Annotated in this window: 15 protein-coding genes and 1 pseudogene; 1 reads left to right on the top strand and 15 read right to left on the bottom strand. The window is 66.1% G+C overall.

Translation table 11 applies throughout. From position 1 onward, the window contains the following. Nucleotides 1-215 precede the first annotated feature (215 nt). The 14 genes from XBLMG947_RS09105 to XBLMG947_RS09040 form a co-directional block, all read right to left on the bottom strand. Nucleotides 216-533: a DUF1153 domain-containing protein gene (locus tag XBLMG947_RS09105; protein ID WP_065467951.1), complete on the bottom strand. Its 318-nt coding sequence runs from the start codon at nucleotides 531-533 to the stop codon at nucleotides 216-218. A gap of 486 nt (nucleotides 534-1,019) precedes the next feature. Beyond that, nucleotides 1,020-2,672 carry a chemotaxis protein CheA gene (locus XBLMG947_RS09100; protein ID WP_065467940.1) on the bottom strand — a complete coding sequence of 551 codons (1,653 nt, stop codon included), beginning with the start codon at nucleotides 2,670-2,672 and terminating at the stop codon, nucleotides 1,020-1,022. A 2-nt stretch (nucleotides 2,673-2,674) separates the two neighbouring features. Continuing rightward, on the bottom strand, nucleotides 2,675-3,301 hold the full coding sequence (locus XBLMG947_RS09095) for a protein phosphatase CheZ (protein ID WP_065467938.1): 627 nt from the start codon (nucleotides 3,299-3,301) through the stop codon (nucleotides 2,675-2,677). Continuing rightward, the gene (gene cheY / locus XBLMG947_RS09090; RefSeq protein ID WP_002813536.1) at nucleotides 3,301-3,693 is read right to left on the bottom strand and encodes a chemotaxis response regulator CheY; all 393 of its coding nucleotides are present in this window, start codon (nucleotides 3,691-3,693) and stop codon (nucleotides 3,301-3,303) included. Before cheY ends, XBLMG947_RS09095 begins: the two co-directional genes overlap by 1 nt. A gap of 35 nt (nucleotides 3,694-3,728) precedes the next feature. Then, on the bottom strand, nucleotides 3,729-4,496 hold the full coding sequence (locus XBLMG947_RS09085) for an RNA polymerase sigma factor FliA (RefSeq protein ID WP_065467937.1): 768 nt from the start codon (nucleotides 4,494-4,496) through the stop codon (nucleotides 3,729-3,731). Then, nucleotides 4,493-5,377, bottom strand: coding sequence for a MinD/ParA family protein (locus tag XBLMG947_RS09080; RefSeq protein ID WP_065467936.1), 885 nt, complete (start codon nucleotides 5,375-5,377; stop codon nucleotides 4,493-4,495). The genes XBLMG947_RS09085 and XBLMG947_RS09080 overlap by 4 nt, the downstream gene beginning before the upstream one ends. Then, a complete protein-coding gene (gene flhF, locus XBLMG947_RS09075) occupies nucleotides 5,364-7,049 on the bottom strand; it encodes a flagellar biosynthesis GTPase FlhF (RefSeq protein ID WP_065467935.1) in 1,686 nt (561 codons plus the stop codon). The genes XBLMG947_RS09080 and flhF overlap by 14 nt, the downstream gene beginning before the upstream one ends. A gap of 735 nt (nucleotides 7,050-7,784) precedes the next feature. Further along, a complete protein-coding gene (flhA, locus tag XBLMG947_RS09070; protein ID WP_065467934.1) occupies nucleotides 7,785-9,878 on the bottom strand; it encodes a flagellar biosynthesis protein FlhA in 2,094 nt (697 codons plus the stop codon). After that, nucleotides 9,875-11,005, bottom strand: coding sequence for a flagellar biosynthesis protein FlhB (gene flhB, locus XBLMG947_RS09065; RefSeq protein ID WP_065467932.1), 1,131 nt, complete (start codon nucleotides 11,003-11,005; stop codon nucleotides 9,875-9,877). Before flhB ends, flhA begins: the two co-directional genes overlap by 4 nt. A gap of 271 nt (nucleotides 11,006-11,276) precedes the next feature. Continuing rightward, entirely contained in the window at nucleotides 11,277-13,364 is a 2,088-nt protein-coding gene (locus tag XBLMG947_RS09060) for a putative bifunctional diguanylate cyclase/phosphodiesterase (RefSeq protein ID WP_065467930.1), read from the bottom strand. 277 nt (nucleotides 13,365-13,641) lie between these two features. Continuing rightward, a complete protein-coding gene (locus XBLMG947_RS09055) occupies nucleotides 13,642-16,563 on the bottom strand; it encodes a ligand-binding sensor domain-containing diguanylate cyclase (protein ID WP_065467928.1) in 2,922 nt (973 codons plus the stop codon). A 403-nt stretch (nucleotides 16,564-16,966) separates the two neighbouring features. After that, nucleotides 16,967-19,921 (bottom strand): ligand-binding sensor domain-containing diguanylate cyclase, encoded by a 2,955-nt coding sequence (locus tag XBLMG947_RS09050; RefSeq protein WP_065467926.1) that lies wholly within the window; start codon nucleotides 19,919-19,921, stop codon nucleotides 16,967-16,969. 91 nt (nucleotides 19,922-20,012) lie between these two features. Then, nucleotides 20,013-20,804, bottom strand: a complete 792-nt coding sequence (fliR, locus tag XBLMG947_RS09045; RefSeq protein ID WP_065467924.1) for a flagellar biosynthetic protein FliR — start codon at nucleotides 20,802-20,804, stop codon at nucleotides 20,013-20,015. 13 nt (nucleotides 20,805-20,817) lie between these two features. Next, nucleotides 20,818-21,087, bottom strand: a complete 270-nt coding sequence (locus tag XBLMG947_RS09040) for a flagellar biosynthetic protein FliQ (protein WP_005917968.1) — start codon at nucleotides 21,085-21,087, stop codon at nucleotides 20,818-20,820. Nucleotides 21,088-21,360: 273 nt separating this feature from the next. On the opposite strand from XBLMG947_RS09040, the gene XBLMG947_RS23165 reads away from it, so the two are divergent. Then, entirely contained in the window at nucleotides 21,361-21,885 is a 525-nt protein-coding gene (locus tag XBLMG947_RS23165) for a hypothetical protein (protein WP_167352018.1), read from the top strand. Between the two features lie 79 nt (nucleotides 21,886-21,964). Here the strand turns inward: XBLMG947_RS23165 and XBLMG947_RS09035 are convergent. Next, nucleotides 21,965-22,157 (bottom strand): annotated as a pseudogene (locus XBLMG947_RS09035) (flagellar type III secretion system pore protein FliP); the annotation flags it as partial.

Raw genomic sequence — 22,157 nt, 5'->3', positions numbered from 1 at the left:
GCCGGGCATGTTGGGACGGCTGCGCCACATGAGCGAGGGCGACGGCCAGCGTCGGCATATCCATATCGACGTACTCACGGCAGGGTGATCGTAATGTGTGCGCGCTCGTACAGCGGCCCGCGCGCTTCCAGGGCGAAATAGTAAATGACCCACCGGTTCCTGCACAGGTCAGGTGGTTAATGTAGCGGCATACAGGCCCTGCTGGATCGAGGCCATCAGCCCTCGTCCTTGACCAGCAGGGCTGCCAATTTTTTTCGGGCACGCAGTTCCAGCATGGCTTGGCCGTAGGCTTCCTGCAGCTCCTTGAGCTGGCGCTCGTCCTGCTCGCGCACGTCTTCGGGCTTGGCCCGCAGCGCGTTCTCCAGGCCGCGCTTACCTTCCTCGACCCAGCCTTCGATCTCATTGGGCGTCAGGTCGAACTGCCGGCTGGCCAACGCCACCGTCGTCTTCCCCTGGATGATCTCCAGCACCAGCGCCGACTTGCGCCGGGCCGTCCAGCGCTTGATCTGTTCTTCGTCCATCACTGCACTCATCGATGTCTCCTCTGAAAGCTAACACCTGAGCAGCGTTTCAGTGGGTCATTACACCGTGGACCAAGCCGCCCGCGCTGGTTCCGGAGGAATGGCCGCCAGAAGCGGCGAACTGATCCATCGAGCCAATATGCAACGGCCGGTATAGGGAGCTGGCGAGGTGGTGTCACGTGGGCCTCCACTCTGTTCGTTGGGTGGACCCAGCAGAAAGCGGTCCTTCACTAAGGTCCGCTCCTGGCCGAAAGCGGGCTCCCCGCTGCTGACGGGGTTGTTGCGCATAGGGGCGCGAGTCCAAAGATATAGAATAACGGTTCGAGGTTCAGTTCCACGGCAGCCTGACCGTCGCCAAACCATCGCGCCCGTGCCTGCGCGCGTAACGGCATAGATCGGCAGCGATGCTGCCAGTAAAACGACAACGGTCGCAGTACGCGGCCGTTGTCGTTAGATCAGGCAGCCATGATCGTCTTGACGATTCCCGATTCCCGAAAATCAATGATCGCTGGAGCGCAATCCATCCACATCCAGGATCAACGCCATGCGGCCGTCGCCGATCAGGGTGGCGCCGGCGTAGCCGGGCAGGCCGCGCAGGGCGCGCGGTAGCGGTTTGATCACCACTTCCTCGCGGCCGCGGACCTGGTCCACCACCAGGCCGAAGCGGGTTTCGCCGGCCTGCAGCAACACCACCGTCAGTAGCGGCGGTTGGTCGGCCGGTACGCCCAGCCAGCGGCGCAGGTCGATCAGCGGCAGGGTGTGCGAGCGGCGGTCGAGCACGGCGCGGCCGTCGAACCAGCCCAGCGAGGTCTGCGGGGCGTGCAGCACTTCGACCACGCGCGCCAGCGGCAAGGCGTAGACGGCTTCGCCGGCCTGCACCAACAGCGTGGGCAGGATTGCCAGGGTCAGCGGCACGCGGATCATGAAGCGGCTGCCGCGGCCCAGTTCGGACTGGATCTGGATCTGTCCACTGAGTTCGCGGATACGCGACTGCACCACGTCCATGCCGACGCCGCGGCCGGAAATGTCGGTGACTTCCACCTTGGTCGAAAAGCCCGGCATGAAGATCAGATGCAGGCATTCGTCGGTGCTCAGGCGGGCAGCCGCTTCGGCGTCGATCAGGCCCTTGTTGCGGGCGATTTCGCGCAGGCGTTCCGGGTCGATGCCGGCGCCGTCGTCCTGAATTTCGATGCTGACGTAGTCGCCTTCCTGCTGCGCGGACAGACGCACATGGCCGCTACGCGGTTTGCCGGTGGCTTCGCGCAGGGCCGGCGATTCGATGCCGTGGTCGATCGCGTTGCGCACCAAGTGCACCAATGGGTCGGCCAGGGCTTCGACCAGATTACGATCGAGCTCGGTTTCGGCGCCGATCAGTTCCAGTTCCACTTCCTTGGACAAGGTGCGCGCCACATCTCGGGCGACCTTGGGAAAGCGGGCGAACACCTTGCTGACCGGCTGCATGCGGGTACGCATGACCGCGGTCTGAAGGCGTGCGGTGGCGATGTCCAGCGTGCTGACGGCGCGGTCCAGTTCTTCGTCGCGCAGGCGGGTGCGCAAGGTCTTCAGGCGGTTGCGCGAGAGCACCAGTTCGCCGATCAGGTTGACGATGGCGTCCAGGCGCTTGGTGTCCACGCGCACGGTCTGTTCGGCTTCTGCACCGGGCTTGGCAGCCGCCTTGGGGCCGGCCTTGGCGCCAGGCGCTGCAGGTGCGTGGGCGTCGTCGTGTGCCGGTGCGGCAGCGGACTTGGGTGCCGCCTTGACCGCCGGCGGGCCGCTCTTGGCATCGAACTGCGCAATCAGCGTGGCCGGTGCGTGCGGCACGGGTTCACCCGAGCCCATCGCATCCAGCATGGCCTGCAGATAATCCAGCGACTGCTGCGCGGCATCGAAGTGATGCGCCTGCAACACCGCCTGGCCCGAGCGCGCCATGCCAAGGGTTTCTTCGGCGGCGTGGCACAGCTCCACCATCGGCTTGATCGCCAGAAAGCCGGCGCCGCCCTTGAGCGTGTGGAAGCCGCGGAACACTGCGTTGAGCTGGTCGGCTTCTTCTGGCGCCTGTTCCAGCGACACCAGCTGTTCGCCGAGGCGATCCAGGATTTCCTGGGCCTCGACGATGAAATCGGCCGCAATATCGTCTGGAACAGCACTCATGGTTACAACCCCAATCCGGACAGCAAATCGTCGGCGTCGTCCTGCGACACCGCATGACGGTCCAGGCCCTTGACTGCAGGACCGGCCAGACCGCCGTCGTCTTTCTTCGGCTCGGGATTCTTCGGCGGCAGGCCGAGCGCACCGAAGCCTTCATGCACGCGCCGTACGATCCCGGCCACGCGGCGGATGATCTGGCCGCTGAGGTCCTGGTAGCTCTGCGCCAGCGACAGTTCGGTCAGGTTGTGGCGCATCTTGTCCATCAGCGCGCCCTGGTCCTGATTGAGCCCGCCGTCGCGCAACTGGTTGGCCAGTTCGCGGCATTCTTCGACCAGATCCAGCGTGCGGTGGCTGGCCTTTTCGGTCATTTCCACCACGTGGTCCAGGCGCGAACAGGCGTCGTCCAGCTCGCCGGCTTCGTCGGGCACGGTGGGCAATTCGCCCAACGCCTGACCAAGTTCGCGTGCGAGCCGGCTCAGGCCCTGCATCATCGGGCGCGTGCGCAAGGCGGCGAGGTGATCCACCTCGCGACGCCAGGCGACTTCGTCACCGCTTTCCAGTGCATCGAGCGCGCCCTGCAGGCGGTCGATCAATGCGGCGCGTTCTGCGTTGGTATCCACGGTGGCGTTCATCAGGCGGTCGCCGCCAGACGTTCGAACACCTTGCCCAGCTTTTCTTCCAGCGTCTGCGCGGTGAACGGCTTGATGATGTAGCCATTCACGCCGCACTGCGCCGCTTCGATGATCTGCTCGCGCTTGGCTTCAGCGGTCACCATCATCACCGGCAGGTGCTTGAGCTTGGCGTCGGCGCGGATGTTGCGCAGCAGGTCGATGCCGGTCATGCCGGGCATGTTCCAGTCGGTGACCACGAAATCGAACGGGCCAGCACGCAAAGCCGCCAAGGCGCTATTGCCGTCTTCGGCCTCTGCGGTATTGGTGAAGCCGAGATCGCCCAACAGATTCTTGACGATACGTCGCATCGTCGAGAAGTCGTCCACGATCAGGATCCGCATGTTCTTGTTCACATCAAGCTCCTAACGCTAAAAATTCTGCGAAAAAATTATTCGTCAATTTCGACACCGGCATCGGCCAGTTCGAAGACTTTGAGGCGGCCGCGCAGGCGCACCACAGCCTGGCCGTGGATCTGGCAGACGCGCGATTCGCTGACACCGAGCACGGCGCCGATTTCCTTCAGGTTCAATTCCTGTTCGTAGTACAGCGACAGCACCAGCTGCTCGCGCTCGGGTAGTTGGCCGATGGCCTTGCCCAGCTCGCGGCCGAATTCGCCACGCTCCATCATCTGCTGCGGGTTGGGGCCACCCTTGGCGGTGGTGTCCAGCTCGCCGTGATCTTCGATGCGCGATTCCAGGCTCAGCACCTGGCCGCGTGCGGCATCTTCCATCAGGCGCAGGTAGTCGGGCAGCGGCATTTCCATTGCGGCGGCCACTTCGGTGGCGGCGGCGGCGCGGCCGGTGTTCTGTTCGATCTTGCGCACGGCGGCAGCGGCGTCGCGGGCACGCCGGTGCACCGAACGCGGCACCCAGTCGCCTCTGCGAATCTCGTCGATCATCGAGCCGCGGATGCGGATCGAGGCATAGGTTTCGAACGAGGCGCCCTGGTCGGAGTCGTAACTGCGCGAGGCTTCGATCAGGCCGATCATGCCGGCCTGGATCAGGTCGTCCACTTCCACGCTGGCCGGCAGACGCGCCGCCAGATGGTGGGCGATGCGGCGGACCAGGTCGGCGTGCTGGGTCACCACGTCGTTGGCGTTGTTGCGCTGCACGGCGCGGTACTGCGCGCTGGCCGTGGTTGCGGTAGCAGTGCTCATGCGGCCACTCCCCGTTGAATGATGCGTTCGACAAAGAACTCGACGTTGCCGCGCGGGGCGGTGGGGGCCTGCCAGCGCGAGGTACGGCGTGCGATTTCTGCAATGGCCTGCGCCGACGGGCTTGACGGGTAGGCCTTGATGACGGGTTGCTGACGCTGCACCGACAGGCGCAACCAGTCGTCCTGCGGCACGTGGCCGAGGTAGTTCAGCGACACATCGCCGAGGAACTTTTCGCACACGCGCGAGAGCTTGTCGTACAGCAGGCGGCCTTCGTTGGGGTCGCGCACCATGTTGGCGATGATCTGCAGGCGGTCCACGCCGCGTTCGCGCGAGAGCACCTTGATCAGCGCGTAGGCGTCGGTGATCGAGGCCGGCTCGTCGCAGACCACCACCACGGTGTCCTGGGCGGCCTGGCAGAAGGTCAGCACGCTGTCGGTGATGCCGGCGGCGGTGTCGATGACCATCACGTCCAGGTCGCGTTCCAGTTCGGAGAACACGTTGACCAGGCCGATGTGCTGGGCCGGGGCCAGTTCGGCCATGTGGCGGCGACCGGAGGCGGCCGGCACCACCAGCACGCCGCCTGGGCCTTCGATGATCACGTCATCGAGGGTGCAGCGGCCGGCGATCAGGTCGGCCAGGGTGTACTTGGGCGAGAGTCCCAAGACCACATCCAGGTTGGCCAGGCCAAGGTCGGCGTCCAGCAGCAGCGTGCGTTTGCCCATGTCGGCAAGCGCCACGGCCAGGTTGGCGGAGATGTTGGTTTTACCCACGCCACCCTTGCCACCGGTCACGGCAATGGTGCGCACCGGGCCCAAAGGCTCGGGACGGGTCGCCGACAGGGGGAAGGCGTTGGTCAGCTTGGCGTATTCACGCGACTGCATGGTTGTGCTCCGGAGTACAGGGCTTATCGGCAGCGCGCCGCAAATCTTCAAGACGAAGAACGAGACTGGCGGCATTGGCGCGGTGCAGGTCGTCGGGGACCCGCTGTCCGTCAGTCACCCAGGTGATGGGCATTTGGTGGTCGACCACCACCGACAAGGCGCTGCCGAAGCGGCCGGTCTCGTCGAGTTTGGTCAGCACCACGCCTTGGGGCTTGGCGTGGGCAAAGCGGCGCACGACCTCGTCGAGGTCGGCGAAATGGGAGTTGGCAGGCAGCACCAGCAGCGAGGTGACCTGCTGGGCGGCACGCAGCCAGTTCAGCTGGGCAGCCAGGGCACGGTCGCGCTGGCCCATGCCGGCGGTATCGATCAGCACCAGCTTGTAGTCGCGCAGGCGCTCCAGCAGCTCGAGCAGGCTTTCGGCACTGTCGGCTTCGTGCACGGCGATCCCGAGTTGGCGGCCGTAGCTGTGCAGCTGTTCGCGGCCGCCGACGCGCAGGGTGTCGGTGGTGACCAGGGCCACGTCGCGCGGGGCGTGCTGGGCGGCGAAGCGCTGCGCCAGCTTGGCGATGGTGGTGGTCTTGCCGGCGCCGGTCGGGCCGACCAGGGCGATCACGCCGCCGCGTTCCAGCGGGTCGAGCGGGGTCACCGGCAGACGCTTGGACAGCAGACCCAGCATCAGGCCGCGGCCACGGTGCAATTCGGTATCGGCCGGGATCTGCATGACGACATCGCGGGTCAGGCCGGCATCGAAGCCGTAGTCGTCCATCAGTTCCAGCGCCTGCGCACGCACCGGGGAGCCACGCAGGCGCTCGTCGGTGAGGCGATTCATTTCGCGCTCGATCATCTGCCGCATCAGCGCCAGCTCGCCACGCAGCTGCTTGAGTTCTTCGTCGTTCTGCGGTGCCGGAGCGGCGGTCACCGGCACTGCGGCCAGGGCCGCCGGAGCGACCACGATCGGCGGCAGCGCAGCTGGCGGCAGGATCTGCGGCAGGGCGTCGTCCAGATCGAAGTCGGCTTCCTCGTCGCGGTCGTCTCCGTCCTGGGCGTAACCGGCATGCACTGCAAGGGCGGCCGCCATGACCGGGCTCGCCGCCTGCGCCGGTGCGGTCTGCACGGCCGGGCGCTGCACCGGGGCGGTGGTCAAGAAGTCGGCGAACAGCTGTTCCGGCACCGCCGACAGCGCATGTTCCTGCCGCGGCGCGGTGGTGACGGCAACCGCGTGGGCCAGGGCCTGCGCGGCCGGGGAGGGGATGGGCGCGGCGCGCACCGGTGCGGCGACCGGCGCCTGGCGCGGTACGTTGACCGGCTGGCGCAGCGCCATCGCGGCGATCATGTCGTCGGCGGCGCTGGCAACGCGCTGGCGCTGGCTCACGTTGGTGTCGGCAGCCGGCTTGAGCGGAGCGTGCACCGGTGCGGCGGGCCTGGCCGGGGCTTGCGCGGCAGGCGCCTGTTGGGCGGCTGCCTGTTCGTGATGTGCGGCCGCCGGGGTCTCGGAGCGCGCGGTTTCCAGGGCGCGCTGCACGAGTTCTTCGTCGTAGTTGCTGGCAGCGACGATCTCGATGCCTTCAGCGGTACGGCGGTTGGACAGGATCACTGCGTCCGGGCCGTGTTCTTCACGCACCATGCGGAATGCGGTGCGCATGTCCGGGGCGACGAAGCGTTTGATTTTCATGCGAAGTGCCTCCAGGAACGGGACCCGCCGGACGCCGGACGGGTGCGCGATGAATGTGGGTGTGTTGCCAGCGTCATGAGGTGCCTGTCCCGGTCGTTGTTCCAAGTCCTGCGTTTGCCCGGAGCGATGCTGCTGCGGTGTCGGCAGAGCTAATGCATGCGGTGTGCCAAAACGGCGGTGCTGGGTTTCCGGCGCAGCGATGGACGCAGGAGAGCGGCAGTCAATTGCCTGGCTCACCCACTGTTCGCGCATCCAAGTCGCTGTATTGATTGGATTCTTTTGAACGTGCGAGTTGCCGGTGCTGCGCTGGCGCAGCATGCGGGCCACGTTGGAAGGCGCGCATTGGGCCTGCGTGGAGACATCCCGTCGGCCGGTGTCATGCAATCGATTGAAAATTCAGCGCGGTGCCGGATTTCCGGCGCGCAGATGAGCGCCGGGAGTGCAGTGCAGCGCGTGACTGCTGGAGCTGGCGAACGCCGCGATCTACTGCGGGCGGGTTGGATGCGCTCCAGTACCTGTTTGCGACCCGGGCCGCTTCCGGGAAGTCGGGCCAGCCTTGGTATCTACGCTGTCGTGCAATGGTCTGGCGAGCGCTTGGGAACGTCGGGTCCTGCTGCCGCTGTGGTGCTTCGTGGCCCAGTCTGGCTTCGACCCAGCGCGGGCCTGCCGAAGCGTCTTGCCTACCGAACCGCCGCGCCGACGGTCGAATCGCGCCGGCGCCCTTGCGTTGCGGGTTTAACTGATCGTGCCGACCAGCTTCAGGCGCTTGTCTTCCGGCACTTCGCTGTAGGCCAGCACCGACAGGCTGGGCACGCTGTGGCGGACCAGGCGGGCGAGGGCGGCGCGCACCTGGCCGGGCACCAGCACCACCGCCGGTTCGTTGCGGGCTTCCTGCTTGCCGACGCACTCGGCCAGGCTCTGGTGCAGGCGCTCGGCCAGGCCGGGCTCCAGTGCCACGCCGTTGCCGTGAGTGGATTCCTGCAGCACGCGCTCCAGTTGCGGGGCCAGGGTGTACACCGGCAGCTCGGCCGACATGCCAGCGATTTCCTGCACGATGAAGCGGCCCAGCGAGGTGCGCACCTGGGCGGTCAGTGCGGCAGGGTCCTGGCTGTGCGGGGCGTGCTCGACCAGCGCTTCGACGATCTTGCGTAGCTGGCGCACCGGAATGCGCTCGATCAGCAGGTTCTGCAGCACCCGCACCACCACCGACAGCGGCAATGCCTTGGGGGTGAGGTCTTCGACCATCTTCGGCGCGGTCTTGGCCAGGGTGGCCAGCAACTGCTGCACTTCCTCGTGGCCGAGCAGTTCGGGGGCGTGTTCGCGGATCAGGTGCGATAGATGGGTGGCGACCACGGTGGCCGGATCGACCACGGTGTAGCCCATCGATTCGGCGTAGGCGCGCTGATGCGGCTGGATCCAGGTGGCGTCCAGGCCGAATGCCGGGTCCTTGCCGGGAATGCCGTCGAGTTGGCCGAGCGCGCCGCCCGGGTCCAAGGCCAGTTCGCGGTCGGAATAGATTTCCGCCGTGGCCACCGGCACGCCGTGCACCAGCAGCCGGTAGGCGTTGGCCGATAGCTCCAGGTTGTCGCGGATATGCACCGGCGGCACCAGGAAGCCGATGTCCTGGGTAAGTTTGCGACGCACGCCCTTGATGCGCGCCATCAGTTCGCCGCCCTGGTTCTTGTCCACCAGCGGGATCAGCCGGTAGCCCACTTCCAGGCCCAGCGGGTTGATCGGGCGCAGCTCGTCCCAGCTCAGTTCGGCGCTGGCCTGTGCGGCAGTGGCGGCCGCGGCGGCCTTCGGATCCGTGGCGGGGTCGCCGGTCGGGGCAACCACCAGGCTGCGCTTGTACATTTTCCAGGCGATCACGCCCAGGATCAGGCCCAGCGTCAAAAACGCGACGTTCGGCATGCCGGGCACCAGGCCGACCAGGCCCAGGATGGCTGCGGCCACCGCCAACGCGCGGTGCTGGCCGAAGACCTGGCTGATCATGGCGCCGCGCATGTCCTGCGCACGCGAGGCGCGGGTCACCAGCAAGGCGACCGAGGACGACACCAGCAAGGCCGGCAGCTGCGCCACCAGGCCGTCGCCGATCGACAGCAAGGTGTAGGTGGACGCGGCATCCACAAAGCTCATGCCGTGCTGGAACATGCCCACCGCCATGCCGCCGATGAGGTTGATGAACAGGATCAGGATGGCGGCGATGGCGTCGCCGCGGATGAACTTGTTGGCACCGTCCATTGCGCCGTAGAAGTCGGCTTCCTCGCGCACTTCCTCGCGGCGGGCCTTGGCTTCCTCGCGCGTCAGCAAACCGGCGTTGAGGTCGGCGTCGATGGCCATCTGCTTGCCGGGCATGGCGTCCAGGATAAAGCGGGCGGTCACTTCCGACACGCGCCCGGCACCCTTGGTGATGACCACGAAGTTGATGATGGTCAGGATCGCGAACACCACGATGCCCACGGCGTAGTTGCCGCCGATCACGAACTGGCCGAAGGCCTCGATCACCTTGCCGGCCGCGGCATGGCCGTCCTGGCCGTTGATCAGGATCACGCGGCTGGAGGCGACGTTCAGCGCCAGCCGCAGCATCGTGGTCATCAACAGCACGATCGGGAAAATGGTGAATTCCAGCGGGCGCTGCACGTACACCACCGCCAGCAGCACCATCAGCGAGATGGCGATGTTGAAGGTGAACAGCGCATCCAGCACCGGTGCGGCCAGCGGCACCATCAGCATGGCCAGCATGGCCATCAGGGCCAGCGGGGCGCCCAGGCCGTTGCGCAGCAACTCCATGACGCGGCGGGCGTTCAGCGGGGCGGGTTGGGCGCTCATGCGCTGGCTCCCTTGCCGAACTCATCCACGTCCAGCGACGGCAATTCCGGCATCGGGCCGCCGTTCCAGCCACGCAGCTGGTAGACGTAGGAAAGCACCTGGGCCACGACCGAATAGAGTCTCACGGGAATTTCCTTGCCGATTTGCGCTTCCCTATACAAGGCGCGTGCCAAAGGCGGGGCGGTGACGATCGCCACCCGGTGCTGCTCGCCGGCTTCGCGGATGCGGAAGGCCATTTCGTCAACGCCCTTGGCCACCACGATCGGGGCGCGCATCTTGCCGCCTTCGTACTTGAGCGCCACCGCGTAGTGGGTCGGGTTCATCAGCACCACGTCGGCCTTGGGCACCGCTTCCATCATCTGGCGCTGCGACATCTGCATCTGCATCTGGCGGATGCGGCCCTTCACTTCCGGGCTGCCTTCGCTCTCTTTCATCTCGCGCTTGATCTCTTCGCGCGTCATCTTCAGCTTCCGCATCCAGTTCCACTTCTGGTACGGGGCATCGATGGCGGCCAGCAGCACCAGCGCGCCGGCGGTGTAGAACAGCAGGCTCTTGGTGAAATCCAGGCCGTTGCCGACCGCCTGTTCCAGCGGCTGGTTCACCAGCGAGCGCAGGCCGTGCAGGTTCTTGGAGATGCACAGCCAGGCCGCCAGGCCGACGAACAGCAGCCGCAGGATCGACTTGACCAGCTCGGCCAGGCTATTGCTGCCCCACATGCGCTTGATCCCGTTGGCCGGGTTGAGCTTGGTGAGGTCGGGCATGATCGCCTTGCTGGAAAAGTGCAGGCCGCTCATCAGCAGCGGGCCGGCCAGGCCGGCGGCCAGACAGATGCCCACCAACGGCAGCATCACCCACAGCAACTGCAGCAGCAGATCGCCGAAATGGCCGAACAGCGCCATCGGGTTTTCGCGCATCGTCGGATCCGGGCTGAGCGCGGTCTTCATCCAGACAGTGGCGTGATCGCCGATACCGCGGGCCAGCGCCATCAGTGCGAACACGCCGGCACCGAACACGGCCGCCGTCGACAGCTCGCGCGATTGCGGGATGTTGCCCTGCTCACGGGCGTCGCGCAGGCGTTTTTCGGTGGGAAGCTCTGTACGCTCGCCGCCGTCTTCGGACTCGGACATGGAGGTGCCGGTGGGGGATTAGTCCTGGGGATGCAAGCGGCGTTCCAGTTTGTGGCGCTGGAATGGGGAATCGGGAATCGGAGAAGCTAGTGGCCGCGAGTAGAGCTGTTGGCGGGACGTCGTGGCTGCGTGGTGGGGGGCCATGCATCGGAGCGCGTGCGTTTCTGGATCGGTCCAGACTGGTGCTCGGCTCGGCTCGGCTCGGCTCGGCTCGGCCAGGGCGTGGGTGAGCGGGGAGGCTGGGGGGCGGTGCTTGGACGCCGTTCGTTGCTCAGCTGGTCAGGCGAGGGGGGCCATCGCGTTGGGCGACCACGGTGGCGATGAAGCGCTCGGCGTCCATCGGGCGGCCCAGCAGATACCCTTGCAGTTGGTCGCAGCCCAGCCGTTCCAGGGTATTGCGCTGGGCGATGGTTTCCACGCCTTCTGCCACCACCTGCAGGTGCATGGTGTGCGCCAGCGCCACCACGGCCGCCACGATGGCGATGTCTTCGGCGCTGCTGTCCATGGCCTGCACGAAGCTGCGGTCGATCTTGAGCTCGTGCGCCGGCAGCTGGCGCAGATAGAGCAGGTTGGAATACCCGGTGCCGAAGTCGTCGATGGCGATGCGCACGCCCAGCGCCTTGAGCTGGCCAAGGGTGCGCAGGCAGGCCTCGGCGTCGCGCATGGCCATGGTTTCGGTGATTTCCAGGGTGAGCTGGTCTGGCGCCAACGCGTACTTGCTCAGCGTGGTGGCCACTTCGTCCAGCAGGCTGGGCGAGGCCAACTGGGTTGCCGACAGGTTGACGGCCACCCGCCAGTCGCCGTGTCCTGCTTCGCGCCAGTCGCGCATCTGGCGGCAGGCCTGCCGCAGCACCCAACTGCCGATCAGGTCGATCATGCCGCTGCGTTCGGCCAGCGGAATGAAGCTATCCGGCGGCACCAGGCCGCGTTCCGGGTGCTGCCAGCGGATCAGCGCTTCGGCGCCGATCGGGCAGCCGTCCTCGGCGCGGTACTTGGGCTGGTAATGCAGCACGAACTGACCCAGTTCCAGCGCGCGCGGCAGTTCCTGCAGCAACTGCAGGCGTTCGCGGGTGGTGGCCGTCATCGAGCGTTCGAAAAAACTGTAGCGGTTGCGGCCGGCGTGTTTGGCATGGCTCATCGCCGCGTCGGCATGCCCCATCAGTTGGCGCCCGCTGCCGGCATCTTCCGGGTACAGCGCAATGCCAATGCTGCTGCTCAGGCGCAGTTCGTGGTTGGAGATCAGAAACGGCATCGCCAGCGCCTGCACCAGATGTGCGGCGAGGGCGGCGGCATCTTCCGGGTCCGCGATGTCGGCCACCAGCACGAATTCGTCCGCGCCCAGCCGCGCCAGGCTGCCATGCGCGCGCCGATGCGCGTTCAAACGCTCGGCCACCACCACCAACAGGCGATCGCCCAGCTGATGGCCATAGCCGTCGTTGACCACCTTGAAGCCGTCCAGGTTGATCAGCATCACCGCAAAGCGCTGCCCGTCGCGCTGGGAGCGTTCGATGTTCTGCACGAGATGCTCATGCAACAGCTCGCGGTTGGGCAGGCGGGTGAGCGGGTCATGCAGCGCCGCCAGTGCGAGCTCGGCATTGGCCTTGGCCAGCGACTGCGTCAGCACGTCGGTGCGCTGCTGAAAGCGGCGTGACAGTAACGAGATGACCAGGGCCAGCATCATCAAGACTATGGTCACCAGCACCACCGCCACAGCCGGCCACGACAACCGCAGATGCGTATCGGTGACCGCGCCACAGATGCTGCCGGGTGCGAACTGCGCGGCGGCCATGCCGGTGTAATGCATGCCCACGATTGCCCCGCCCATGATCAAGGCGGCGATCAGGCGCAAGCTATAGCGGCGCCCGTGGTGGCGCAGGCGAAACGCGATCCACAACGCGGCGGCAGATGCGCCGATGGCGATGGCGATCGACAACCCGAACAGCAGTGGGTCATAGCGAATGGCCGGTACCATGCGCAGCGCGCCCATGCCCATGTAATGCATCAGCGCAATGCCCAGCCCCATCAGCAGCGCACCCAGGCCGAGCCGCGGCCACGGCAGGTCGGCACGCGAGCTCAGCCAGAGCGCGAGCGCCGAGGCCAGGATCGCCGCCAGCATCGAGTAGAGCGTCAGTGCCAGGTCGTAGCCCACCGGAATCGGCAGGCGGAACGCCAGCATGCCGACGAAGTGCATCGACCAGATGCCGATGCCCATGGCAACGGAGCCGCCCACCAGCCACGCGGCCGCGACGCCGCCACGACTGGCGGTCATCTGTGCGGCAAGTTGCAGCGCGGTGTAGGAAGCCATCACGGCCACCACCAGCGACAACATCACCATGCCAAGGTTGTAGGTTCCGACCACCTATCCAATTCCGACGTCGAAAGACGCGTTGCCCAAGAACTAGCGACACGTGGCGCAACTTCTTGAGCGAAAGGACCCTGCAGCGGCCATCAACGGTACATTGTCGCCCGATCCGGCATGTTCCAGATGGCTGCGGTCGCCCGGCGTGCGCGGGCGACATGCTCACACACGGCGCGTTCGCGTGCGTGGAGTGCGGGCGTGCCGTGCATCGGCACAGGACGGGGGGGAGCGCCTTCTTCGCGCGCGCGCGCCGACAGGGCCTAGCCGCCTGCGCGGCTCATGCCACCGAACTTTCCGGTTCCTCCGGTTCGATGCGATTACGGCCGGAGCGCTTGGCGCGATAGAGCGCCTCGTCGGCACGCGCCAGCAACGACGCGGTGTTGTCGCCGATGCGGAACCAGGACACGCCCACCGAACAGGTCACCTGCAGCGCACGTGGGGCACCCACCTCGTACGGGGCCAGGCTGAGCGCTTCGTGGATGGCACGCAGCCGGTGCTGGCTCTGTTGGGTCATGCCCGGCAGCAACAGCAGCAATTCTTCGCCGCCGTAGCGGCCGACCTTGTCCGAATCTCGCAGGCAGGCTGTCAGCCGCGCCCCCACCTTGGCCAGCACCGCATCGCCGACCAGGTGCCCGTGTTCGTCGTTGACCTGCTTGAAGTGATCCAGATCGATCAACACCACCGCCAGCGAATGCTCGCCGTGCGCGCAGCCCTGTAGTTCTTCGGTCATCGCTTCCAGGATGCCGGAGCGATTGAGCAGGCCGGTCAGCGCGTCGTGGCTGGCCTTCAAGGCCAATGCCGCACGTGCGCTTTCCAGTTCGCGTTTTTCCCGCTCCAGCTGGTAGGTGCGCTCGGCCACCAATTCGGCCAGCATGCGTTCGCGCGCCACCAGATGGCGATGCCGCCAGCGCCACAGGCCGATCAGCAGGCCGCTGCCGATCAACACATATAGTGCGATCGCCGGCGGGCTGCGCCACCACAATGGCGCGACCGCGAAGGGCAGATCCGCGATCGGCGATGCGGTGCGCCGGTAACGGTCCAGCACCTGGACCTGCAGGCGGAAGTGCCCGGAAGGGAGCGGCGGCTGGTCGATGGACAGGTTGTCGCTCTGGATCCATTGGTCGTGCAGGCCAAGCAGGCGATAACGCACCGTCAGGCGGCTGGGGTCGTCGTAGACCTCCATCGTCGACAACTCGATATGCAAGGGTTTGTCGCTCCAGCCCAGCAGTTGCCCGCGCTGTACCGGCATGCCACCGCGGCTGACGCTGTCGATGCGCACGCTGGGCTGGCGTTGGTCGAACAGGCGCGCCGGGTCGCTGACGTGACTCACCCCGCGTGCGGTGCCGATCCAGACCGAGCCATCCGGATACTCGGCAAACGCGGCCTCGGAGGTGTCGTCCCAGATCAGCCCCAGCGATTGCGACAGATGCGCCCAACGCTCACCGTCGTAGACCTCCACGCCGTGCGCATGGCCTACCCAGACCCGGCCGATGCTGTCGCCGCGCAACAGGTACACGCCGACATCGCGCAGCGCTTCGTCGCTGATTTCCTGCAGGTCCAGGCCGTCGTGCAGCAACATGCCGTGCCACAGGCCGGGGCGATAGAACGCCAGCCACACCTCGCCGCTGTCGCTGATGTGGAACTTGCTGATCCATGGCTCCGACGTGCCGCCGTTGACCTTGACATTGACCTTCGACCATCGCCCATCCTGCAGCCGGAACAAGCCGTTGGCGGTGGAGACCCACAGCGTTCCGTCGGCGGTTTGCTGGACATCGGTGTAGGCGATGGCCGGCATGTCGGCCACGGCCCGCATGCTGCCGCCGTCGAGCGGGTGCTCGATCACGAACAGGCCGCCGGCACTGAGCATCCACAGCCGGCCCTGGCGATCGATGAGCAGGCGACGCCCGGTGCGCGGCAGTTTGGCGATCTGCGCGCTGTGGCCGTCCGGCCAGGTGCGGCGCAGGAAACCGGCCGAATTGAGCGTCCACAGGCTGCCGTCCTGGCTGCGCTCCATGCCCACGACCTGGATGCCCGCGCTCTGCAGGGCCGGCACGAAGCGCCCATCCGGGTCGGCCTGGCGGCCGATGCCGTGCTCGTTGCCGACCAACAGTGCGTTTTGCGGATCGCGGGCGATCGACCAGGTCGGTGCGGCCGGCATGCCTTGCGAGGCATCCCAGTTTTCGATCCATTCGTAGCCGGCCCAGCGCACCAGACCCTCGCCGTCGATGGTCATCCACACGTCGCCTTCGCGGTCCACGAGCATCGCAGCGCTGCTGCCGGGTGGCAGCCCGTTGTCCGTACCGAAACTGCGCCAGTGGCCGTTTTCCCAGCGCACCAGTCCGTCGTTACGACGCACCAGCACGCGTCCCTCGCGGTCCATCACCAGCGCCGCCGGCTGCCCGACGGTCGTGCCATCCAGCAGCGGCAGCGGACGCACGCTGAAGTTGCTGGCGCCGCGCGCCCGATAGAGCAGGGTGCCGGCACCGCGCACCCATAGCCCGCCGTCGTGGTCGCGCAACACGCTGTACCAACGGTCGTCCGGCACGCCCTGGTCGGGCCCGAACACCTGCACCTTGCGCTGCGCATCGATGGCGCACAGCTTGTGTCTGCAGCCCGCCCACAGGGTGTCGCCGTCCACCGACAGGCTGAGCACCTTGGACAACTCGGGAACGCGCACCCGGGTGGCGGTATCCAGCAACGGTTGGCTTTGCCAGCGGCCCCTGGCGCGGGGCTGCAGGATTTCCAGGACGGCGCCATTGGCCAGCACCGTGCCCCAGGGCAGGCTGGCGAGCTGCATCTGATCCTGCAGGTGCTGCGCCTCATCCGGTGCCAGTTTGCGGAATCCGTGTTCGTCGCCGACGAACAGGGCCTGGAAGCCGGCCACCCACAGCCGCCCATCGGCGGATTCGGTCATCGAACTGATGTGCTCGTTGCGCAGGCCATCCAGCGGCACCTGTTGAAACGTGCGCCCGTTGTAGCGATACAGACCGCTTTCGGTACATACCCACAGCAAGGTGACGCGGGTCTGCAACAGACAGGTGCCGGCAAGCCCGAGCAGGCCCTGGTCGTGGGCATACCGCCGGATGCTCACGCTCTGTGCGCCGGCCAGATCCGCCAACGACAGCAACGCCAACAGCAACACCGCAGCGAACGGTGCACGCCGGTTCGACGACCTCCATTGGCGGTGCTGGAACCCCACGAGTCTTGCAGTCTCCCCACGCATCGGAGCGTGGGGCCGCGTCCATCGCGCGGTATCTCACGCCTGCCATTGGCAGCCCCCATCGTGGGCCGCATTAAAACGACTAGCGGCTGCTCACGCGCATTTCTTTAATGTGTGCTCGGGCGTGGCGGCATGAGTGCCTGGCGAATGCGGCGGTTCGCTGGGTGCGGTGTACGACGATGGTCACGTGTTTGCGCAGGCCTGGGCCACACGCAGCAGCGACGGAGGTTTCCAACACGGTGATTGCAGGCGCAGGCGTGCGCGTCGTTCGGCGTGACGATCGGTGTTTAGCGCTTACCCGCCTTCAGCATCCGCATTGGATGGGCTGCAACGCGCGGCCGCGTCACTCGCGCTGTTGCAGATACAGCGTCAAGCCCTGCGGTCACAGCTGGTCAAGACTATCCAGGGGCACGTGGTCGTAATCGATGCGATTGCGGCCGCTGCGCTTGGCCCTGTACAGCGCTGCGTCGGCGCGCGCCAGCAGTTGCTCGAGGGTTTCGCCAGGCTGTAACCAGGCCACGCCGATCGAGCAGGTGACATGCAGCCAGCCGCCGTCGATGGGGTAGTCGCCGCAGATGCCGAGGTGCAGGGCGTCCAGCCGATGCGTGGCATCCAGGTTCAGGCCTGGCAGCAGCGCCAGCAATTCTTCGCCGCCGTAACGGCCGATGCGGTCGTCTCCGCGTATCAGCGTATCCATGCGTCGGCCGACCCCGGCCAGCACGGCGTCGCCGGCCAGATGACCATGTTGGTCGTTGACCAGCTTGAAGTGATCCAGATCGATCAGCACCACCGCCAGCGGCCGTGCGGTCGCTTCGGCGCGCAGCAACATGCTGCGCAGCGCGGCGAGAATGCCGGCGCGATTGAGCAGCCCGGTCAGTTCGTCGTGGTTCGCCTTGAACGCCAGTTCGGAGCGTGCCGCTTCCAGTTCGCGCTTGTCCTGCTCCAGTTCGGCGGTGCGCTCGGCCACCAGCTGTTCCAGTTCGCGCTTGCGTCGCAGCAGCTTGGCGGTACGCCAACGCAGTAGCGCGATCACCGCCAGGAAACTCAGTAGCACATATCCGATGATGGCCGGCACGCCACGCCACCACGGCGGTGTCAGTTCGAAACCGAAGCGGGCGATCGGGCTTTTGCTGCGCTGATAGGCATCCACTGCCTGCACTTCCAGCGTGTAGTTACCCGGCGGCAGCAGCGGGTAGGTGACGTGGCTGAGCGAGGTGCTGGTCCAGCTGGCCTGATGGCCTTCGACCCGATAACGGAAGCTGACGCGCTCCGGGCCGCCCTCTGCACCCGGGGTGCGCAACTCGATGTCCAATGGCGTTTCGGACCAGGCGAGCGTGCTGCCGGCACGCAGGTTCTGGGTGCCGCGGCGCACCTGGCTGATTTCCACCCGCAGCGGTCGCGCGGCGAACAGCCGCTGCGGATCGCGCAAATGGCTGAGTCCGCGGCTGCTGCCGATCCAGATGCTGCCATCGTCGTCTTCGAAAAAAGCGTTGGCGGACAAGTCGTCCCACAGCAGGCCTTCGGCGCGGGTAATCCGCGACCAATGACCATGCGCGTACAGATCCAGTCCCTGGCTGCTGCCCACCCACAGCCGTCCCTGACGGTCGTGACGCAGGATGAAGGGCATGGACTTGGACAGCAGCGGGTCGTCCACCGCCTGCACTGCCAGGCCGCCATCGGGTTTCAGGCGGCCATGCCACAGCCCGTTTTCGCGCAACGACAGCCAGATCTCGCCATCGGGCGCAAAGTCGATCTGGAACGCGTCCTGGCTGGGCAGGTTGCCGCGCACCGGAATGTGCGTCCAACGATTGCCGTCGCGGCGGTACAGACCATCGGCGGTTGCAGCCCAGAGCCGGCCTTGGCCATCGAAATCGATGTCGCCGATGAACTTGCCGTCCAGCGCCGGCTCCGTCTTCATCGCATAGGGCGGGACGGTCTGGCCGCGCACCAGACCGCGCGGAGTCGCGATCCATAGCGAGCCGTTCTTGTCGAACAGCAATTTGTACGCCGGCCTGGGCAAATCCATCACCCCGTGGGTCACCCCGGTCAGCGGATCGCGCCGGGCGATGGCGCCGGAGTAATACGACACCCAGGCCGCACCATCGGGGGCCACTGCGATACTCAGCGCCTGCGCCAGCGGCTTGCCGTCTTCGCTCTGCCAGGGTTGCGCATGCACGGCGTTGCGTGCCAACAGGCTGGCACCGCCATCGGCACCGACCGCCAGCATGCCGTCGGGCAGGCGCTGGATGGTCCAGGTCGGCGCCGCGGGCATGCCTTGCGCTTCGGTCAGGTGCTCGATGCTGCCGTAGCCGACCAGGCGCTGCAGCCCGAGCCCGCGGGTGCCGATCCACAGCGTGCCGTTGCGTTGCAGCAACAGCGGCCCGACCAGGGCATCAAGCGACAGGCCCTGCTCGGCTCCGATGTCCTTCCAATGCGTGCCTTCCCAACGCACCAGCCCGTGATCGGAACGGGTCAGCATGCGCCCGCGCGTGTCTTCCACCATCGTGGTCGCACCGGACATGGTGCTGAAGCCGTTATGCGGGTTGGCCGGATGCTCCTGGAAGCGGGCGGCGCCGGGATCGCGCGATAGCATCAGGCCGCCGCCGCGCAGCCACAGCCGTCCGCTGCGTTCGCGGAAGATCACCCGCCACCGTCGCTGCGGCACGCCGTCGGCTTCAGCCAGCCGTTCGATCACCGCGCCGCGGGCATCCACGCGACAGACGGCCGCGTCGCAGGGTAGCCATAGGAATTGCCCGTCGGCGAGCAGGGTCGGGCCTGGCATCATCGCGGTACCGGCCGGCGTGCGCAGGGTCAGGGCCTGGACCTTCCAGTGGCCGTCTGCCGCGGGGGTCACCGACAGCAACCTGCTATCGGAGATCACCGCCACGCCGCCGCGGTAGGCGGCAATCACATTGCCGGCAGCGGCGCGAATGCGCTTGCCGTCGCGCAATACCGGCACGAACCGTTCGCGATCGCGAACGAATATGCCATTGGAGGTCGCCACCCAGAGACGCCCGACCTGGTCCAGCGCCAAGGCCCGCGTGAAGCGCGCGTCCAGCCCCTGGTCCTCTCCAATGGCGATGAAGCGGTCGCGCTCGAAACGGTGCAGCGACGATTCGGTGGCCACCCACACCACGCCGCTGCGGTCTTCGACCAGCCCGTTGATGGTCATGCCCTGCAGGCCTTCGGCCTGCGCGTAATCGCGAAAGCTATAGCTCTGCGCAGCAGCGTCACCGATGCACCCAAACGCGCATCCGAGCACGAGTGGCCACAGCCACGACCATGACACGGCACGACGCAGGGCAGAACAGGCAGGCAGCGCAGACACGTCGGGCATCGGATTTAGTTAAAGAAATATGAGGGCGATGGACGGCGCCTGTCACCCAGCGTTGACGGCGATCGAACCCAAAACTTGAGAGCGGTGGCGGCTAGCCCGTCAGTTCACGGGCCGCCTCGAATGCAGTGTCGAACATGCGTTGCACGGGCGGGGCGAATTCGCTGGCAAAACTCGATAGCAAAAACAGGCCCAACAACACCGTCAATGGCAAGCCCAGTTGCACCGGGTTCAATGCCGGCGCGGCCTTGGCCAGCGCGCCGAAGGCCAGGTTGACCGCCAGCATCGCCACCATCATCGGCAAGGCCAGGGTCAGCCCGCCGCGCAGGATCTGCAGGAACAGGGTCGGCGCGACCTCGGCGAATGCGCCGGCATCGGGCAATGCGGTGCCGATCGGCAAGGCCTTGTAGCTGTCCACCAGCAAGGCGATCACCGCCAGATGTCCGTTGGCGGCGAAAAACAGCAGTCCGAAGCCGATATAGAACCACTGCGCGATCACACCCGACGTCACGCCGCGCATGGGGTCGGACATCTGCGCAAACGACAGGCCGGTGGACTGCGACACCAGTTCGCCGGCCAATGCGCCGGCTTCGAAAATCAGCTTCAACATAAAACCCATGCTAGCGCCGACCGCCAGTTCGCGCGCGATGCTGAGCACCGCGCTGGCGGTGAAGCCGTCCCACTCCGGTACCGGCGGCAGGATCGGCGCCAGCACCATCGCCAGCGTTCCGGCCAGCATGACCCGCACCCGCCCGGGCACCGCCCGCGTGCCGATCAACGGCATCGCGGTCAGCAACGCACCGGTGCGCAGCATGGTCCACATGATCGCCCCGACCATCGCGAACGCGCGCTGGCCGTCGATCACCATCTGGGTTGCAGCATCCATCCGCGCTGGCCCGCTAGCCGATCAGATGCGGTATGCGCTGGAACAGCGCGATGGTGAACTCCACCAGATGCCCGAGCAGCATGCTGCCGGTGGCAAACAGGGTGGCCGTCAGCGCCACTGCCTTGGCCACGAAGGCAATGGTCGGCTCGTTCAACTGGGTGGCGGCTTGCACCACACCAATCACGACGCCAACCACCAGCACGGCCAGCAACATCGGTCCGGCAATCCACAGGACGGTGACCAGGCCACCACGTAATTCAGTCAGGGCGATTTCAGGGCTCATGGGCGGTGGTAATGCAAGTCGGGTGCCAAAGGGGCGGGATTGGGGATTGGGGACTCGGGATTTGCTGGTGAACGGGAATCTGGGTTGCCTCGTGTTGCACTGTCTGTCGCTGTCGCTGTCGCTGTCGCTGTCGCTGTCGCTGTCGCTGTCGCTGTCGCTGTGCTCTTGCTTTGCTGTTGGCTTTACGGGCCCCCATACCGCAGCGGCAAGCCGGGTAGATACAACTCGCAGGGCGTCGCGCATGGATGCGCGACGTTTTTGTAAGGGACAGGGATGTCCCTTACAAAAATTTCTACCCGGATTGCGGACCTGGAGCGCGTAGCGCGGAAGGCGCGAGGACGGGGTGTGCTTTCTTTTGGTTACTTTTCTTTGCACAAGCAAAGAAAAGTGACTCGCGCCCGCAAGGGCGTGAAAGCCGTTGATTTGCTGTTCCAAGCTCATAGCAACTGTTCAAGCAAAAACACTAGCGAAGGCAAAAGCAAAGCTTTCGGCCCCCTTTCGGGGGTCGAGTCACTTTCTTTGCTTGTGCAAAGAAGCGCTTTTTACGGCAGCCGCAGGCTGACCAAAGTAACCAAAGAAACACACCCCGTCCTCGCGCCCTCCGCGCTCCAGGTGCGCAGGCCATCCGGGAATTTTTCAAAGGGACGTCCATGTCCCTTTGAAAAACGTCGCGCATCCATGCGCGCCGCCCCTGCGGGGTTTGACCCCAATGGCCTGCCGCTGCGGTATGGGGCCCCCGACAAGCTAGAGGCCAAAGCGAAGCAGAAAGGCAAAGCAAAAAGCGGCAAGCGGAGCTGATTGTTGAGCAATACAGCTTCGCAATGCACAAAACTCAGTCAACTGGAGCCGCGCTACCGCGCGCAAGGCGCGCCCACACCTACGACGCGTTGAAGCTCGCCGCCAGCGTCCCCACCACCAGCACCCAGCCATCCACCAGGATGAACAGCAGGATCTTGAACGGTGCGGAGATCAGCATCGGCGACAGCATCATCATGCCCATCGACATCAGCACACTCGCCACCACCAGATCGATGATCACGAACGGGATGAAGATCAAAAAGCCGATCTCG

The organism is Xanthomonas bromi (assembly GCF_900092025.1).
GTDB lineage: Bacteria > Pseudomonadota > Gammaproteobacteria > Xanthomonadales > Xanthomonadaceae > Xanthomonas > Xanthomonas bromi.
The sequence above is the reverse complement of the archived record's forward strand: the minus strand, read 5'-3'. Positions and strand labels throughout refer to the sequence as shown.

What these genes read in the sequence shown, in the direction of transcription:
- XBLMG947_RS09105 (WP_065467951.1), bottom strand. Translation starts at nt 533, where the DNA reads ATGAGTGCAGTGATGGACGAAGAACAGATCAAGCGCTGGACGGCCCGG.
- XBLMG947_RS09100 (WP_065467940.1), bottom strand. Translation starts at nt 2,672, where the DNA reads ATGAGTGCTGTTCCAGACGATATTGCGGCCGATTTCATCGTCGAGGCC.
- XBLMG947_RS09095 (WP_065467938.1), bottom strand. Translation starts at nt 3,301, where the DNA reads ATGAACGCCACCGTGGATACCAACGCAGAACGCGCCGCATTGATCGAC.
- XBLMG947_RS09085 (WP_065467937.1), bottom strand. Translation starts at nt 4,496, where the DNA reads ATGAGCACTGCTACCGCAACCACGGCCAGCGCGCAGTACCGCGCCGTG.
- XBLMG947_RS09080 (WP_065467936.1), bottom strand. Translation starts at nt 5,377, where the DNA reads ATGCAGTCGCGTGAATACGCCAAGCTGACCAACGCCTTCCCCCTGTCG.
- flhF (WP_065467935.1), bottom strand. Translation starts at nt 7,049, where the DNA reads ATGAAAATCAAACGCTTCGTCGCCCCGGACATGCGCACCGCATTCCGC.
- flhA (WP_065467934.1), bottom strand. Translation starts at nt 9,878, where the DNA reads ATGAGCGCCCAACCCGCCCCGCTGAACGCCCGCCGCGTCATGGAGTTG.
- flhB (WP_065467932.1), bottom strand. Translation starts at nt 11,005, where the DNA reads ATGTCCGAGTCCGAAGACGGCGGCGAGCGTACAGAGCTTCCCACCGAA.
- XBLMG947_RS09050 (WP_065467926.1), bottom strand. Translation starts at nt 19,921, where the DNA reads ATGCCCGACGTGTCTGCGCTGCCTGCCTGTTCTGCCCTGCGTCGTGCC.
- fliR (WP_065467924.1), bottom strand. Translation starts at nt 20,804, where the DNA reads ATGGATGCTGCAACCCAGATGGTGATCGACGGCCAGCGCGCGTTCGCG.
- XBLMG947_RS09040 (WP_005917968.1), bottom strand. Translation starts at nt 21,087, where the DNA reads ATGAGCCCTGAAATCGCCCTGACTGAATTACGTGGTGGCCTGGTCACC.
- XBLMG947_RS23165 (WP_167352018.1), top strand. Translation starts at nt 21,361, where the DNA reads ATGTCCCTTACAAAAATTTCTACCCGGATTGCGGACCTGGAGCGCGTA.